The following is a 14,571-nucleotide window of genomic DNA, read 5'->3' on the forward strand; positions in this document are numbered from 1 at the left end:
CCGCCCCGATGGCCGGCGGGCGCACCCCACGCACCCCGCGCACCCCGGATGCCGTTCCGCGCCGGAGGCGGGCCTCAGCCGTAGCCGAGTGCGTGCAACCGCTCGTCGTCGATGCCGAAGTGGTGGGCGATCTCGTGCACGACCGTGATCTCCGTCTCGGCGATCACGTCCTCGTGGGTCTCGCACATCCGCAGGGTGGGCCCCCGGTAGATCGTGATCCGGTCGGGCAGCACCCCCGCGTACCACTCGCCGCGCTCGGTCAGCGGCGTGCCCTCGTACAGCCCGAGCAGTTCGGGGGAGCCGGGGGCGGGTTCGTCCTCGACGAAGACGGCCACATTGTCCATGAGGCGGGTCAGCTCGGCCGGGATCCGGTCGAGCGCCTCCCCGACCAGTTCCTCGAACTCCTCGCGCGTCATCTCCAGCACACGCCCATTGTCCTGCCCCGGCCCGCCGCGGGCGCCCGCCACGTCCCGGCGGAACCGTTTTGGCGATCCCCCGGCCGATCCCATATGCTTCTCACGTCCCCGACGTGCGCCAGCAGGCGCCCACGGCGGGCCAATTAGCCCTCATCGTCTAGTGGCCCAGGACGCCGCCCTTTCAAGGCGGTAGCACGGGTTCGAATCCCGTTGGGGGCACCACAGGCGACGGCGCGTACGGGTCGGCGACGATCGCTCGGCCAAGCGCCTCGCCGTCGCGTCTGCCCGATCGGGCGCGACACACCCGTCCTTCCGGTCCTCAACGACGGCTTTCCCGCCGTGTGTCGGCGCTGTCACCGCGCGACGAGCCCTTGAGGGAAGAGTCCCGTCCGGCGAATCCTCGCGGGTCGTTACGGTATCTGGAGAACGGACCAGCAGCGTTTACCCGGGGGCCAATCCTCGCAGCCCTGGGAGAGGGAGACCGCGCTCACCACGGAAAGGCCCCGGCCGTTCTCGTCGTCCGTGCCCGCCTTTCCCTGAACGGGTCCGCGGGAATTCCCGTCGAAGACCTCGACGATGACCCGGTCGATGTCGAGTTCGACGCCGACCGCGAGTGGTCCGCTTCCGTGGACGATCGCATTGGTCAGCAGTTCGGAGAGGACCAGCAGGACGTCGTACGAGAAGTCCTCGTGCTCCTCCACGCCCCAACTGCGAAGCTTGGCCAGCACCCGCCTGCGGGCCGGCCGGACCGCGGCGGGGGTCGCGGGGACCTTGAAGCGAAGAGCGGTTCCGGATACGGCGGACTTCGGTCCGGCCGACGGGCGAATTATCGTCATGTTGAATCCTCGACGGCGATGCGAAGGGGCGAGGGCGACTCGGCGCCATGCCGTCCAAGCGGGACTTCCGCCCGACCGCACATCAATGACGGTAAGCGTCGCATTACTGAACTCTGCGGCTTCCCCGTCCACCGGGGCAAGGCCCAACGGACGGGGAATTCTTAACAGATCAGCGCTTAACTGTTAGAAGTCCGCCGCCGATCCCACCGTACGGATCTCCCCGGCGTCTCCCGCGCGCGGCGACCGCGACCCGGGCCACGACGCCCACGACGCGGACCGAGCGGGCCGCGTCACCAAGCCGGACCGCGCCCGGAACCCGCCGCCGACACTCGGAGCCGCACGTCCCCGGCCGGTGCATCACGCCGTGTCCTATTATGAGCCGGCCTCGAACGGAACCGACGCATCGCCGGCCCGACGCACGGGATCACCGGTTACGTCCCGAGGCAGGCGGTCCCGCTCGCGTGCGCACGCCCCGGACACCAGGAGGCTTCATGTCCGAACAGCACGAACCCTCCGCCGTCGCACCGGACCCGCGCCCCACGGCCGCCGACGGGGCCGGCGCCCTGCCGCCCGTGACCTTCGCGACGGCCTTCCGCGAGGCCCTGGACCGGCGCGGTCTGACGCTGCAACGCCTGCATGTCCACCTCGCCGCGCGCGGCATCACCATCAGCCCGGTCACGCTCAGCCACTGGCAGCGCGGCCGCAGCCGTCCCGAACGGCCCGAGTCGCTGCGGGCGGTGACCGAGGCGGAGTCCATACTCGCGCTGCCGCCGGGCACGCTGCACGACCTGCTCGGTCCGCAGCGGCCGCGCGGCCGGATACTGCCCTCCCTGCACAACCCGGAAGCCGCGATGCAGCGCGTCCACGGCCCCGGGTCCTCGCTGGAACAGGTCCTGGGCGACGACGCGTTCGGCCACTTCAACGAGAACCTCATCCCGCTGACGCTGCACGAGACGATCCATCTCGACGAGCACGGCTGCATCGGCACGACGGACGTCACCCAGGTACTGCGGTCCGCCCGCGACGGCACCGACCGGGTGACCGTCCATCACGAGGTCGACGACCCGCGCACTCCGTCGGTTGACCTCTCCGTGCACTGCGGAACGGTCAGCAGCATGCACTTCGACGCGGGGCTGCGCTCGCTCGTCGCGGAGATACGGTTCGGGCGGCCGCTGGCCCGGGGCGAGACCGCGATCGTCGAGTACACCTTCGACGTCGGCCCGCGCTGGCGCCGCTCGGAGCTGCATGAACGGACCTTCCGGGTCAGCCCCCGGCAGTATCTGCTGCACGCCTACTTCCACCCCGACGCGCTTCCGGTGCGATGTCACAAGTACTACCGCGAGCGCACGGGGGCGCCGTACACCGACCTGCGCCCGCTCGTACTGGATGCCTCGCACACCGCGCACGCCCTGGCCACCAAGTGCTCCGCGGGCGTCTACGGCATGTGCTGGGAGTGGCCCGAGCCCTCGGAGCACGGGGAACCGTCGAAGCCCGGCGAGCACGCGGAGCACGCCGGGCCCTCGGAGCACGCGGGCCGCACGGAACCCTGAGCCCCCGAGCCCCCGACCTCCTGAGCACGCGGACGCGAAAGGGCGGGCAGCGGCGTGGTGCGCCGCTGCCCGCCCGGCTCCGTCACCGGCGATGTGGGGTCGTCCGGTGGACGGGGATCGGAGGGTCGAAGGGTCGAAGATCGGGGACCGGGCTCAGAAGCTGGTGGTGACCTTCGCTCCCGAGAAGCCCTGGACCGCGTAGAGGCTCACGTAGTTGTAGCCGGCCGTCGGGTTGGTGACGGTCAGCGTGTGGCTGTTGCCGGACCCGGTGGCCTTCGCGGTGTAGCTGGTGCTGGTCGCCCAGCCGGAGTTGCTGTAGTAGAGGTCGGCGTTGCCGGTGCCGCCGGAGGACGTGATCGTCAGCCGCGTGGTGCCGGCGGGGACGTAGAGGTAGAGGTAGGCGAGGTTGCCGGTGGTCGCCGACTGGTTGCTGCGGGCGCAGTTCCGGTCGAGCATGCGGGTGTCCGGGCCGGTGCACTCGGGCGCGGTGCCGCCGCCGCTCGGGGTGGTGGACGGCGTGGTCGGAGGCGTGGTGGGCGGAGTGGTCGGCGGGGTGGTGGGCGGAGTGGTGCCGCCACCACCGATGCTGCCGCAGTTGCCGGCGCCGCACGCGGTCAGCCAGGTGTTCCAGTCGGAGTTGTAGCGCGACCCGATGGTGCTGGTGAGCAGGGTCTGCGCGGCGGTGTAGTTGCCCGCCCGGTAGTCGCCGAGCAGCGTGGTGATGTCGGCCGGATGCGACTGGAGCATGTAACGGACCGCGAGATAGCCCCAGTTGTAGACCAGGGTCTCCCCGGAGTCATAGGTGTTCCCGAACACCGAACTCAGCGTGTAGGCGTGCGTGGCGGCCTGGTTCTGCGCGTCGGTGTAGACGACGTTGCGGTACGAGTAGGAGACGTACTCCGCGAAGCCCTCGATCCACCAGATGGTGGTCGGGGTGACCGTGCCGGCGTCGAAGTCGCCGTACGTGTCGAACCGGCCGTCGAGGTAGTGGGTGTACTCGTGGTTGAGGTTCCAGATCTGGAAGTCCGGGCGCACCCACTCGGCCTCGTAGGCGATGAAGCGGGGCTGGTTGCCGGCCGCGGAGGGGTCGCCCTCCAGGTACATGCCGCCGTTGTTGGTGTCGATGCCGTACATCGCGCCGGCGTAGGTCTGGTAGTCGGTGCTGGAGTTGAAGACCACCACTTCGATGGTGGAGTTGTTGTCGTTGGCGACGGGGCCGTTGTCGTGGACCAGGCTGTGGAAGTACGCGTCCTGGGCGCGCAGGCTGTTGCAGCTGGAGCTGAGCTGATCGGCCGTCATGTCCTGCGCCAGGATGCGGATGCTGGAGCTGCACGTGTAGTTGGACGTCAGCACCGAGCTCTTGAGCCGGTCCGCCAGGTCGCAGGTGTTGTAGTACGAGCAGTTGGAGGCGTCGTAGTAGCTGGTCATCTCCGCGACGCCGACCCACAGGGCCGCGGTCGGGCCGGTGATGGCGCTCTGGTTGAGCAGCCCGGCGACCATCGGGGAGACCTTGCTGTACAGCGACGACTCCTGGAGGAACCGGGCCAGTTCACGGCCCGCGTTCGAGTCCAGGTACGCCTGGTCGGTGCTGAGCAGCGAGACATGGCTCGACGCGAAGTTGTAGAGGGTGTCGAGCAGGCTGGTGTCGGCCTGGACCGCCGTGACGAAGTCGGGGAACTGGTGGCCCCGGAAGAGCACGGTGTAGACGTTGTTGACCGCGTTGAGCATGTACCACGAGCTGTCGTACGAGCTGTTGTAGCCGTTCAGCAGCCGCTTGATGACGTACAGGTAGCGGCCGTCCTGCTCGGAGCTGTCGATCAGGGTGACGGCCTCGGCCAGCGCCTCGCCGTTGGCGTCGGTGACGTCGCTGGAGTGGGGGCTGGCGAAGAAGGCGTCGAGCGCGCCGCGGACGGCGGTCACCAGGGTGGTGCCGTAGCTGCCGACGGTGGAGGCGTTGTAGTACTGGACGTAGTAGCCGGCCCGCAGGTAGAGCACCAGCTGCGGCATTCCCGTGCTGCTGTCGCCGGGGTAGGAGGCGGAGGCGTCGCGCATGGCGTTGGCGACCGTGGCCATCTGCGCCTCACGGAAGGCCTGGTAGGCGTCGTTGCCCGTCAGGTTGAACAGCGTGTTGACGCAGCCCGTGGTGGCCGACTTGACCTGGGTGACCAGGGCGCTGCCGGTACGGCTGGTGAAGTCCGAGACGTTGCAGGTGGCGGCGGCCGCGGTGGTGAGGCCGTTGGCCTTGGCCCTGGCGCGGGCCGCGGCCTTCATGGAGGGGGCCGGGTGGCTCGCCTTGGGGGCGTCCGGCTGGTCGTAGTCCCGCTTGAGCGCGTCCTTGGACGCGGCCTGCGGCGCCCGGTCGGCGGCCTTGAGGGGGGTGGTGCCGACGTGCTCGGGCCGGTTCCCGGCGACCGTGGCGGGCTGCGCGGCCGGTCCGGCCGGGCGGTTCGCGGCTTTGGCGCCGGACGTGACGGCGGACTTGGCCGGGTCGGCCTTGGCGGGTGACTGGGCCGAGGCCCAGCCGGACTGCGCGAGTACACCGAGGCCCAGACAGAGGGCCAGGGCGAGTATGACGAATCCGGTGAGACTTCGTCGTACCGGTTGGGGATTCACGTGCCGCCTCCCAGCGGGGTGACGCCGCGCTCCGTTGCGCGGCGAGGGGGGATCGTTGGCGTCGGCCGGCCGGGTCCTCCCGTACACACGTGGGGAGTTGGGGGACGGACCCGGCACGGCCTGCCGACCGGGCTGACGCTTTTGGCATGAGCACGGTCTGAGTGATGCGCCTGTACAATGGCACACGTCACATTGCTTAGGGAAGGCGTTGGGCAGAGATTCCTCGGGCCAACGGGACGCCATGTGCGTTGTGTGACGTCAGAGGTTCGCCCGGCGACGGAGAACCGCGGAGCCGAGGAAGCGGGAAACGGCGGGAACGGCGGGAACGGCGAAAAGGGGCCCCCGAGGGGACCCCTGAGTGACCGTCGCTCAGGCCCGGAGGCCCCTTTCCGCCCTCAGTCGGCCTCGGGGAAGTGGCAGGCGACCTTGCGCCCGACCGGACCGACCAGTTCGGGCCGCACCAGCCGGCAGACGTCCTGGGCCTTGTGGCAGCGCGGATGGAAGGCGCAGCCGGGCGGCGGAGCGGCCGGGCTGGGCGGGTCGCCGCGCAGCACCACCCGCTCCCGGGCGCGCTCGGCGGCCGGATCGGGCACGGGCACGGCCGAGAGCAGCGCCACGGTGTACGGGTGCGCGGGCCGCGTGTACACCCGCGTACGGTCGCCGATCTCGACAATCCGGCCCAGGTACATCACCGCCACCCGGTCGCAGACCCGTTTGACGACCGAGAGGTCGTGCGCGACGAAGACATACGTCAACCCCAACTCCCTTTGCAGCCGCTCCATCAGGTTGATGATCTGGGCCTGCACGGACACGTCGAGCGCGGAGACCGGCTCGTCGGCGACGATCAGCCGCGGCTGGGTGGCCAACGCCCTTGCGATGCCGATGCGTTGCGCCTGACCCCCGGAGAACTCATGCGGGTAGCGGTCGAGATGCTCGGGTATCAGCCCGACCAGCTCCAGCAGTTCGGCCGCCCGCGCCCGGGCCGGCCCCGCGTCCGCGCCCTGGGCGAGCAGCGGGTCGGCGATGATCCTGGCCACGGTCTGCCGGGGGTTGAGCGAGGAGTACGGGTCCTGGAAGACCATCTGGACATGGCGCCGTACGGGTCTGAGCCGGCGCTGCCCGAGGTGGCTGATGTCCTGCCCGTCGAAGGTGACGGAGCCCTCGGTGGGCTCCAGCAGCCGTACGACCATCCGGCCGGTGGTGGACTTGCCGCAGCCCGACTCGCCGACCAGGCCCAGGGTCTCGCCCGCGGCCAGGTCGAAGGTGACGCCGTCCACCGCGCGGATCGGCGCGGTGGGCCGGCCCAGGCGGGTACGGCGGCCCGGGAAGGTCTTGACGAGGTCGCGCACGGACAGCAGCGGCTGCGCCGGGCCCTTCCCGGGATCGGGTCCGGCCGCGGGCTCCGCCGTGGACGGCGGGTCGGCGGACGTACGGGGGCTCGGGGTCATCGCGGCTCCTTGAGGGTGAGGGCCGAATCGGCGGCGGGCGGAACGGCGGCCGAACCGTCCCCGGTGGCAGGCGACTTGGTGGGCGCCTCGGCGGGCGACTCGGCCGGGTCGGCCTCGGCGGGCGGCACCCGCGCGGGCGGCCCGGCGGCCGGCGCCTCGGCGGACTCCGGTGCGGACGAGGCCGGTTCGGCGGCGGAGTCCGCCCCCTTGTCCCCCGTCACGGCCCCGTCCGGCTCGCCGCCCGCGCCGAGCGGCAGATGGCACGCGACCAGACGGGCCGCCGCCCCGCCGGAGTCGGTCCCCTCGCCCCCGGGAGGGACACCCGGCGCGGCGCCCAGCGGAACGAACTCCGGCCGCTCCCCCGCGCAGCGCGCCCGCACTCCCTCCCCCGCCCGCGCCTCCGACTCCGCCTCCGCCACCCGCGGGCAGCGCGGAGCGAAGGCGCACCCCGGCACGGGAAGCAGCAGGGACGGCGGACTGCCAGGAATCGTCCGCAGCGGAGCGTCCTCCGCGTCGTCCAGCCGGGGCAGCGAGTCGAGCAGCCCCCGGGTGTAGGGGTGGGCCGGGTGGGCGAACAGCGCGTCCACGGGGGCCTGTTCCGCGGCCCGCCCGCCGTACATCACCAGCACCTCGTGGGCGACCCGGGCGACCACGCCCAGGTCGTGGGTGATCATCACGACGCCGAGGCCGCGGTCCTGCTGGATGCGCGCGATGAGTTCGAGGATCTGCGCCTGGACGGTGACGTCCAGCGCGGTCGTCGGCTCGTCGGCGATGAGCAGGTCGGGTTCGCAGGCCAGCGCCATGGCGATCACCACCCGCTGCCGCATCCCGCCGGAGAACTGATGGGGGTACTCCCCGGCCCGGCGGGCCGGTTCGGGGATGCCGACCTCGCCGAGCATCTCCACCGCGCGGCGCCGGGCGACGGCCCGGCGGGCGCCGAAGTGCCGCCGGTACGCCTCGGCGATCTGCTCGCCGACGGTGTAGTAGGGGTGCAGGCTGGAGAGCGGGTCCTGGAAGATCATGGCCATCCGGCGGCCGCGCAGCGCGCTCAGCTCGGTGCCGCTCAGACCGGTCAGCTCCCGGCCGCCGAGCGCGATGGAGCCGCTGACCTCGGCGTCCTCGTGCAGGCCCATGACGGCCAGTGAGGTCACGGACTTGCCGGAGCCCGACTCGCCGACCAGGCCGAGGGTCCGCCCGTGCTCGACGGTGAAGCCGATGCCGTCCACGGCCCGGACCGTGCCCCGCGGGGTGCGGAAGGTGACGCCCAGGTCGGCCACTTCGAGCAGTGGCGGGCGGGTGTCGTCGGTCATGTCAGTACCTCACCCGTGGGTCGACGAACGCGTAGAGCAGGTCCACCACGAGGTTCGCGGCGACGATGAAGAACGCGGCGAGCAGGGTCACCCCGAGGATCACCGGCTGGTCGGAGCGGCGCAGCGCGTCGTAGAAGAGCTGGCCGACGCCGGGGATGCCGAAGATGCTCTCGGTGATGACCGCGCCCGCGAGCAGCCCGCCCAGATCCATGCCGAAGAGGGTGAGCACGGGGGTCATCGCCGAGCGCAGCCCGTGCTTGACCACGACCGTGCGCTCGGGCATCCCCTTGGCCCGGGCAGTCCTGATGTACGGCTGCGCCATCGCCTCGATCATCGAACTGCGGCTCTGGCGGGCGTACATGGCCGCGTAGAGCAGGGCCAGTGCGATCCACGGCAGCAGCAGATTGGACGCCCAGCTCACCGGGTTGTGGCTGATCGGCACATAGGAGGGGTACGGCAGCAGCCCGGCGGTGCGGACGACGCCGTAGATCAGCATCACCGCGGTGAAGTACACCGGCAGCGAGGCGGTGGCGACCGCGCCGACCATCAGTCCGCGGTCGGTGAGCGTGCCCTTCTTCAGGGCGGCGGTGACGCCCGCGCCCAGTCCGAGCACCAGCCACAGCACGGCGGCGCCCGCGGCGAGCGAGACGGACACCGGCAGCCGGTCGGTGAGCAGGCTCCACACCGGCATCGAGTCCTCGTAGGAGTAGCCGAGGCAGGGGAAGCCGCAGTGCAGGGCGTGCGGTCCGCTGCCCAGGTCGCGGCCGGCGAAGATGCCGGTGAGGTAGTCGGTGAACTGCCGCCACACCGGCTGGTCCAGGCCCATCAAGTGGCGTACCTGGGTGAGCCGTTCGGGGCTGCACGTCTTGCCGCAGGCGGCGGCGGCCGGGTCGGCGGGCAGCAGGTAGAAGACGGTGAAGGTGACGGCGCAGACGGCGAGCAGCACTCCGGCCACGCCCAGCAGCCTGCGGATCAGATAGAAGGTCACGACCGCGCTCCCCGGGGGTCGAGGATGTCGCGCAGGGTGTCGCCGAGCACGGTGAAGGCGAGCACCGCGAGGAAGAGGAACGCGCTGGGGATCACGAAGTACATCGGGTCGGTGTCGTAGAAGACGACGCCCTGGGAGATCATCTGCCCCCAGGACGACGTGGGCGGCCGGACCCCGACGCCGAGGAAGCTCAGGGCCGCCTCGGTGCTGATCATGCCGGGGACGAGCAGGGTGGTGTAGGCGATGACCGGCCCGGAGACATTGGGCAGGATCTCCCGGAGCAGGATGCGCAGCGGGCCGGAGCCGCCGACCCGGGCCGCGTCCACGTACTCGCGGTGCTTGAGCGACAGGGTCTCGCCGCGGACGATCCGGGCGATGCCGGGCCAGCCGAAGACTCCGATGACTCCGGTCATCAGCACCACCCGGTTGACGTTCTCGGCGACCGACATCATGGCGATCATGAAGATCAGCGAGGGGAAGGACATGGTGAGGTCCATCAGCCGGCTCAGGGCCGTGTCCACCCGGCCGCCGAAGTAGCCGGCGGTGATGCCCGCGGCCGTTCCCGCGGCGACCACGATGGCGGTGGCGGCGAAGGCGATCATCAGCGAGACCTGGGAGCCGTAGACGACTCGGGCGAACAGGTCGCGTCCGGTGGCCGGTTCGACGCCCAGCCAGTGCCGGGCGCCGATGCCGCCGAGCGCTCCGCGCGGGATGCCGCCCAGGTAGGGGTCGATGGCGCTCTGGTCGAACTCGGTGGGCGACCAGCCGCCGAGCCGGGCCAGCAGCGGCGCGGTGAGGGCCATCAGCACCAGCGCGGCGACGACGGCCAGGGCGCAGCAGGCCGCGCGGTCCCGGCGAAGTTGCCGCCACGCCTTGCGCCAGGGGCCGGAGTGGGTGCCGGCCGCGGAGCGGGTGCCGGCCGGTGGGCTGCCCGGCGGCGCGGGCCGGGACCGCCCGGCCAGTCGCCGGGCGGTCTTCAGCGGTGTGCTCATGTCCGCGGCGCCCCTCAACCCGCGCTCTTGGCGGGGTCCTTGAGGCCGATCACCGCGAAGTCGAACTGCCCGGTCCACGCCGAGTGGCCGAACGCGCCCGCGACATTGGTCCCGACCAGCAGCGGCTTGCGCTGCCACAGCAGCGGGACGGCCGGCGACTCGCGCATGATCTGGGTGTCGAGGTCGGCCCAGGCGTACTGCGCCTCGCCCGGGTTGGACATCGCCTCGATCCGGTCCATCCGCTTCATCACCGCGGTGTCCCGGAACTGCGAGAAGTTGCCCTGGTTGCCCTTGGCCCTGATGGTCCGCCCGTCGAAGACGAAGGGCAGGAAGGTCGCGCCCGAGGGGTAGTCGGGGCACCAGCCGCCGAGCGTCATGTCGGGCGCGTGGGCGGTGTCGCCGATGGTGTCGTAGTAGACGGACGGGTCGACCGTGGTGATCTTGACGGTGACGCCGACCTTGGCCAGCGACTCCTGAAGCGCCTCGGCCCGGGTCTTGTCACCGGTGGAGACGGTCAGGGTGGCGCTGAACTCGGGCTTTCCCGCCTGCTGGAGCAGCTTCTTGGCGGTGTCGGGCATTCCGCTCCACGGCACCTTGTAGAAGTCCGTGCTGGCACCGGCGGACAGCAGCGGCGGCAGATACGACGTGGCGACGTCGTTGAGCGCGGGCCCGCCGTCCGCCGTGACCTGGGCGGACTTGTCGACGGCGTACTGCATCGCCTTGCGGACCGTCACATCGGTGAACGGCCCGCGGGCGGTGTTGAGGTAGAGCATGTCGGTGCAGCCGGTGGGTTCGGCGGACAGCCGGGCCCGTACGTCCGGCTTCGGCAGCACCTTGGCGACGCTGGCCGGGCTGAGGTTGGACCACTGCACGGCCGAGGCGTCCGCGCCGGAACCGGCGATCAGCCGGTCGTCGATCTGGCCGCCCTGCATCCCCATCTTGACGACGATCCGGTCCGGGTACGCCTTGCGCACCGGGTCGGTGGCCGGGTCCCAGTACGGGTTGCGGATCAGCGTCATCTGCTTGCCGCGCTGATAGCTGTCGATCTTGTACGGGCCGGAGGAGAACGGCCGCAGGTCGTACTGCACCCCCGCCTCCCGGGACTGCGGGACCGGCGAGAAGGTCGGCAGGGTGACGGTGTACGAGAACTCCGCGACCGGCCGCTTGAGGTGGAAGACGATCGTGCGGTCGTCCGGGGTCACGATGGACGACAGGTGCTTGCCGGTGAGCGGCCCGTCGTAGCCGTCGGTGTCGGCGAGGTACTGGTGGGCGTAGTCGGGGCCGCCGGTCAGGTCGGGGGAGAAGGAGCGCTCGACGTTGTACTTCACGTCCTGCGCCTTGACCGGGGTGCCGTCCTCGTACTTCAGGCCGGGTCTGAGGGTGAACGTCCACACCTTCCCGCCCGCCGAGGACCGGCCGAGGTCGGTGGCCAGGTCGGGGACGATCTTGCCGCCCTCCTCCCCCGGGGCGGCCTTGAAGGTGGTCAGCGTCCGGTAGAGCAGGCGGATGCCGAAGTCCATGTTCGGCATCGTCCAGTTGCGGGTCGGGTCCAGGTGGGCGAAGTCCTGGTTGGACAGCACGGTCAGGGTGCCGCCGCGCTGCGGGGTGCCGCCGATCACGGTCCCCGTGGCGACGCCCGGTGGCTTCCGCTCGCCGGACCGGTTCCGATCCGAGCCGTCATGGGTGTCCGTGCAGGCCGCCGTGGCCATGGCGAGGGACACGGCGATGCCGGCCGCGAGGGCGACGCTGGTGCGCTTGGTCATGGGTGCCACTCCGTTGTGGGGGGCCTGCCGACGGCGGCCCTGGCGGGTCCCGCGAAGCGCTCTGCGGGACCTCGCCCTGTAGGATGTGACTCGTAACATAGTAATGTGAAATTGCATTAACAAGGGGAGGGCCACCCCGTTACCGAGCTGTGTCCCCTCCCTGCGGCGCCCGCCCAACTCCCGTGCGGACGAAGACAACTGACACCACGTCAGCGAAGGAGAGCCACCGCCCGATGACCAGATCCGTCTCCACCCCGCACACCGGCAGCCATGACCTGCCCGTCTCCCCCGCACTGCGGGAGTTCATGGCCGCCTCCTGGGCGCCCACCCCGCTCCCGCCGGGGACCCGGCTGCCCGGCGAGGAGTTCACCGCGGCCCGCCGCGCCCGGCTGTCCGCCCGCTTCCCCGGTGAACGGCTGATCATCCCGGCCGGCCGGCTCCGGGTCCGCTCCAACGACACCGACCACCGCTTCCGCCCGCACACCGCCTACGCCTGGCTGACCGGCTTCACCGGCGAGGACCAGCCCGGCCATGTCCTGCTGCTCGAACCGGCCGGCAGCGGCCACCAGGCCGTGCTGTACGTACGGCCGCGCTCACCGCGCACCGGCGACGAGTTCTACCGCGACCGCCGCTACGGCGAGTTCTGGGTCGGCCGGCGCCCCGACCTCGACGAGGCCGCCGAGCTCAGCGGGCTGCGCTGCGCGCACCTGGACGACCTGCCCAAGCCGCTGACCGGATCGGCCCCGCCCACCCGGGTGCTGGCCGGGGTCGACCCGGCCGTCGACGCGCTCGTCGGGCCCGGGAACCACGCCGCCGACCGCGACGCGGAGCTGGCGGGCGCGCTCTCCGAGCTGCGACTGCTCAAGGACCCTTGGGAAGTGGCCCAGTTGCAGCTCGCCGTCGACCACACGACGGCCGGTTTCGAGGACGTGGTCCGCGCCCTGCCGCAGGCCCTGCGGCACCCGCGCGGCGAACGCTGGATCGAGGGCGTCTTCGGCCTGCGCGCCCGCGCCGAGGGCAACGGCACCGGGTACGACACCATCGCCGCCTCCGGCGCGCACGCCTGCGTCCTGCACTGGATACGCAACGACGGCCCGCTCGACCCGGCCCAACTCCTCCTGCTGGACGCCGGGGTGGAGACCGACACCCTCTACACCTCCGACATCACCCGCACCCTGCCGCTGTCCGGCCGCTTCTCCCCGGCCCAACGCACCGCCTACGACCTGGTGTTCGCCGCCCAGGAGGCCGGCATCGCCGCGCTGCGCCCCGGCGCCCGCTTCCGCGACTTCCACGAGGCCGCCATGCGGGTCATCGCCGAAGGGCTGCACGACTGGGGGGTGTTGCGGATCTCCCCGGACGAGTCGATGGACCCGGACAGCGGACTGCACCGCCGCTGGACGCTGTGCAGCAGCGGTCACATGCTCGGCATGGACGTGCACGACTGCGCCCAGGCGCGGGCCGAGACCTACCTCGACGGCGTACTGGAGGAAGGCCATGTCCTGACCGTCGAGCCCGGTCTGTACCTCCAGCCGGACGACGAGACGCTGCCGTCCGAGCTGCGCGGGATGGGCATCCGGATCGAGGACGACCTGGTGATCACGGCGGACGGCGCCCGGCTGATGTCGGACGCGCTGCCTCGGACGGCCGACGCCGTCGAGGAGTGGATGGGCACACTCCTGGACGGCTGAGGCCGGGCGCGGTGCCTTCGGCGGTACGGTCCTGGGCGCCGCGCTCCCCCGCGCGTCCGGGACCGTACAGGGGTCGGGCACGGGCGCGCCGGGGGTCGGCCGGGAGCCGGGGGTGTCACCCGCGGCTCCCGGCCGTACCCTCGTGTGCGGACTATCCGGCGCCCAGGCGCAGGGCGGGGGGCGGGGTCTGCGCCTCCTTGCCGTCCGCCCACAGCGAGCGGATGTGGCCGAGGTGGCGCCGCATGCACGCCTCGGCACCCGCGGCGTCGCCGGCGAGCATGAGGTCGAGCAGTTCGATGTGCTCCTCGGCGGAGTCGACCAGTCGGCCGGTGGAGTCGAGACGGTTGAGACCGTAGAGCCGGGAGCGTTTACGGAGGTCGCTCACGACCTCCACCAGGTGGTTGTTCCCGGCGAGCGCGAGCAGCCCCAGATGGAAGCGGCGGTCGGCCTCCAGATAGCCGATCAGATCATGGCCGCGCGCGGCCTCGACGATCTCCAGGGCCTGCGGCCGCAGCGCCTCCAGCTGCTCGGCGGTGGCCACGACGGTGGCCCGGGCTATCGTCGGCGCCTCGATCAGCTCGCGGATCTCGGTGTACTCGTCCAGGTCCTTGTCGGTGATCTCGGTGATCCGGAAGCCCTTGTTCCGTACCGCCTCGACCAGGCCCTCCTTGGCGAGGTCGAGCATGGCCTCGCGGACCGGGGTGGCCGACACGCCGAGTTCGGCGGCCAGGGTGGGGGCGGAGTAGACGACACCGGGCCGCAGTTCGCCCGCCGTCAGTGCGGCCCGCAGCGCGTTGGCCACCTGGTCACGCAGGTGCTCCTGAACCGGAATGACACTGCGCGACGACAGATGCCCCATGGCGGACTCCTTCAGACACTCGGACTCCCCAGCATACAATGTCACGTTGCCCCCGATTCGGCGCGTGCCCGCGGAAGCGGGCCGCCCGGCTTCCGGGGAGGGGCTTGC

11 protein-coding genes and 1 tRNA gene are annotated in these 14,571 nt (G+C 71.5%); 3 read left to right on the top strand and 9 right to left on the bottom strand.

All coding sequences use genetic code 11. From position 1 onward, the window contains the following. Positions 1–74 precede the first annotated feature (74 nt). Positions 75–425: a metallopeptidase family protein gene (locus tag OHA30_RS14775; RefSeq protein ID WP_328914302.1), complete on the bottom strand. Its 351-nt coding sequence runs from the start codon at positions 423–425 to the stop codon at positions 75–77. Positions 426–562: 137 nt separating this feature from the next. Here OHA30_RS14775 and OHA30_RS14780 point away from each other — a divergent pair. Next, a tRNA-Glu gene (locus tag OHA30_RS14780) sits at positions 563–638 on the top strand. Positions 639–826: 188 nt separating this feature from the next. On the opposite strand, the gene OHA30_RS14785 is transcribed toward OHA30_RS14780, so the two are convergent. After that, on the bottom strand, positions 827–1,252 hold the full coding sequence (locus OHA30_RS14785; RefSeq protein ID WP_328914303.1) for an ATP-binding protein: 426 nt from the start codon (positions 1,250–1,252) through the stop codon (positions 827–829). Positions 1,253–1,743: 491 nt separating this feature from the next. Between OHA30_RS14785 and OHA30_RS14790 the strand changes: the two genes are divergently transcribed. After that, positions 1,744–2,802: a helix-turn-helix transcriptional regulator gene (locus tag OHA30_RS14790; protein WP_328914304.1), complete on the top strand. Its 1,059-nt coding sequence runs from the start codon at positions 1,744–1,746 to the stop codon at positions 2,800–2,802. Positions 2,803–2,955: 153 nt separating this feature from the next. Here the strand turns inward: OHA30_RS14790 and OHA30_RS14795 are convergent, their stop codons facing one another. From OHA30_RS14795 to OHA30_RS14820, 6 genes are all read right to left on the bottom strand, one after another. Next, entirely contained in the window at positions 2,956–5,415 is a 2,460-nt protein-coding gene (locus OHA30_RS14795) for a collagenase (protein ID WP_328914305.1), read from the bottom strand. Positions 5,416–5,810: 395 nt separating this feature from the next. Beyond that, on the bottom strand, positions 5,811–6,863 hold the full coding sequence (locus OHA30_RS14800) for an ABC transporter ATP-binding protein (RefSeq protein WP_328914306.1): 1,053 nt from the start codon (positions 6,861–6,863) through the stop codon (positions 5,811–5,813). Beyond that, positions 6,860–8,173 carry an ABC transporter ATP-binding protein gene (locus tag OHA30_RS14805; protein ID WP_405785581.1) on the bottom strand — a complete coding sequence of 438 codons (1,314 nt, stop codon included), beginning with the start codon at positions 8,171–8,173 and terminating at the stop codon, positions 6,860–6,862. The genes OHA30_RS14800 and OHA30_RS14805 overlap by 4 nt, the downstream gene beginning before the upstream one ends. A 1-nt stretch (position 8,174) precedes the next feature. Beyond that, the gene (locus tag OHA30_RS14810) at positions 8,175–9,161 is read right to left on the bottom strand and encodes an ABC transporter permease (protein WP_328914307.1); all 987 of its coding nucleotides are present in this window, start codon (positions 9,159–9,161) and stop codon (positions 8,175–8,177) included. Next, positions 9,158–10,153 (bottom strand): ABC transporter permease, encoded by a 996-nt coding sequence (locus OHA30_RS14815; RefSeq protein ID WP_328914308.1) that lies wholly within the window; start codon positions 10,151–10,153, stop codon positions 9,158–9,160. The genes OHA30_RS14810 and OHA30_RS14815 overlap by 4 nt, the downstream gene beginning before the upstream one ends. A gap of 14 nt (positions 10,154–10,167) precedes the next feature. Next, entirely contained in the window at positions 10,168–11,916 is a 1,749-nt protein-coding gene (locus OHA30_RS14820) for an ABC transporter substrate-binding protein (protein ID WP_328914309.1), read from the bottom strand. A 233-nt stretch (positions 11,917–12,149) separates the two neighbouring features. Between OHA30_RS14820 and OHA30_RS14825 the strand changes: the two genes are divergently transcribed. Continuing rightward, on the top strand, positions 12,150–13,604 hold the full coding sequence (locus OHA30_RS14825; protein WP_328914310.1) for an aminopeptidase P family protein: 1,455 nt from the start codon (positions 12,150–12,152) through the stop codon (positions 13,602–13,604). 151 nt (positions 13,605–13,755) lie between these two features. On the opposite strand, the gene OHA30_RS14830 is transcribed toward OHA30_RS14825, so the two are convergent. Further along, positions 13,756–14,463 carry a GntR family transcriptional regulator gene (locus OHA30_RS14830; protein ID WP_328914311.1) on the bottom strand — a complete coding sequence of 236 codons (708 nt, stop codon included), beginning with the start codon at positions 14,461–14,463 and terminating at the stop codon, positions 13,756–13,758. Positions 14,464–14,571 lie beyond the last annotated feature (108 nt).

This window comes from Streptomyces sp. NBC_00223 (genome assembly GCF_036199905.1).
GTDB lineage: Bacteria > Actinomycetota > Actinomycetes > Streptomycetales > Streptomycetaceae > Actinacidiphila.

Bases quoted from the DNA above. Each gene is read 5' to 3' on its own strand.
- OHA30_RS14785 (WP_328914303.1), bottom strand. From the start codon at position 1,252: ATGACGATAATTCGCCCGTCGGCCGGACCGAAGTCCGCCGTATCCGGA.
- OHA30_RS14790 (WP_328914304.1), top strand. From the start codon at position 1,744: ATGTCCGAACAGCACGAACCCTCCGCCGTCGCACCGGACCCGCGCCCC.
- OHA30_RS14800 (WP_328914306.1), bottom strand. From the start codon at position 6,863: ATGACCCCGAGCCCCCGTACGTCCGCCGACCCGCCGTCCACGGCGGAG.
- OHA30_RS14805 (WP_405785581.1), bottom strand. From the start codon at position 8,173: ATGACCGACGACACCCGCCCGCCACTGCTCGAAGTGGCCGACCTGGGC.
- OHA30_RS14815 (WP_328914308.1), bottom strand. From the start codon at position 10,153: ATGAGCACACCGCTGAAGACCGCCCGGCGACTGGCCGGGCGGTCCCGG.
- OHA30_RS14820 (WP_328914309.1), bottom strand. From the start codon at position 11,916: ATGACCAAGCGCACCAGCGTCGCCCTCGCGGCCGGCATCGCCGTGTCC.
- OHA30_RS14825 (WP_328914310.1), top strand. From the start codon at position 12,150: ATGACCAGATCCGTCTCCACCCCGCACACCGGCAGCCATGACCTGCCC.
- OHA30_RS14830 (WP_328914311.1), bottom strand. From the start codon at position 14,463: ATGGGGCATCTGTCGTCGCGCAGTGTCATTCCGGTTCAGGAGCACCTG.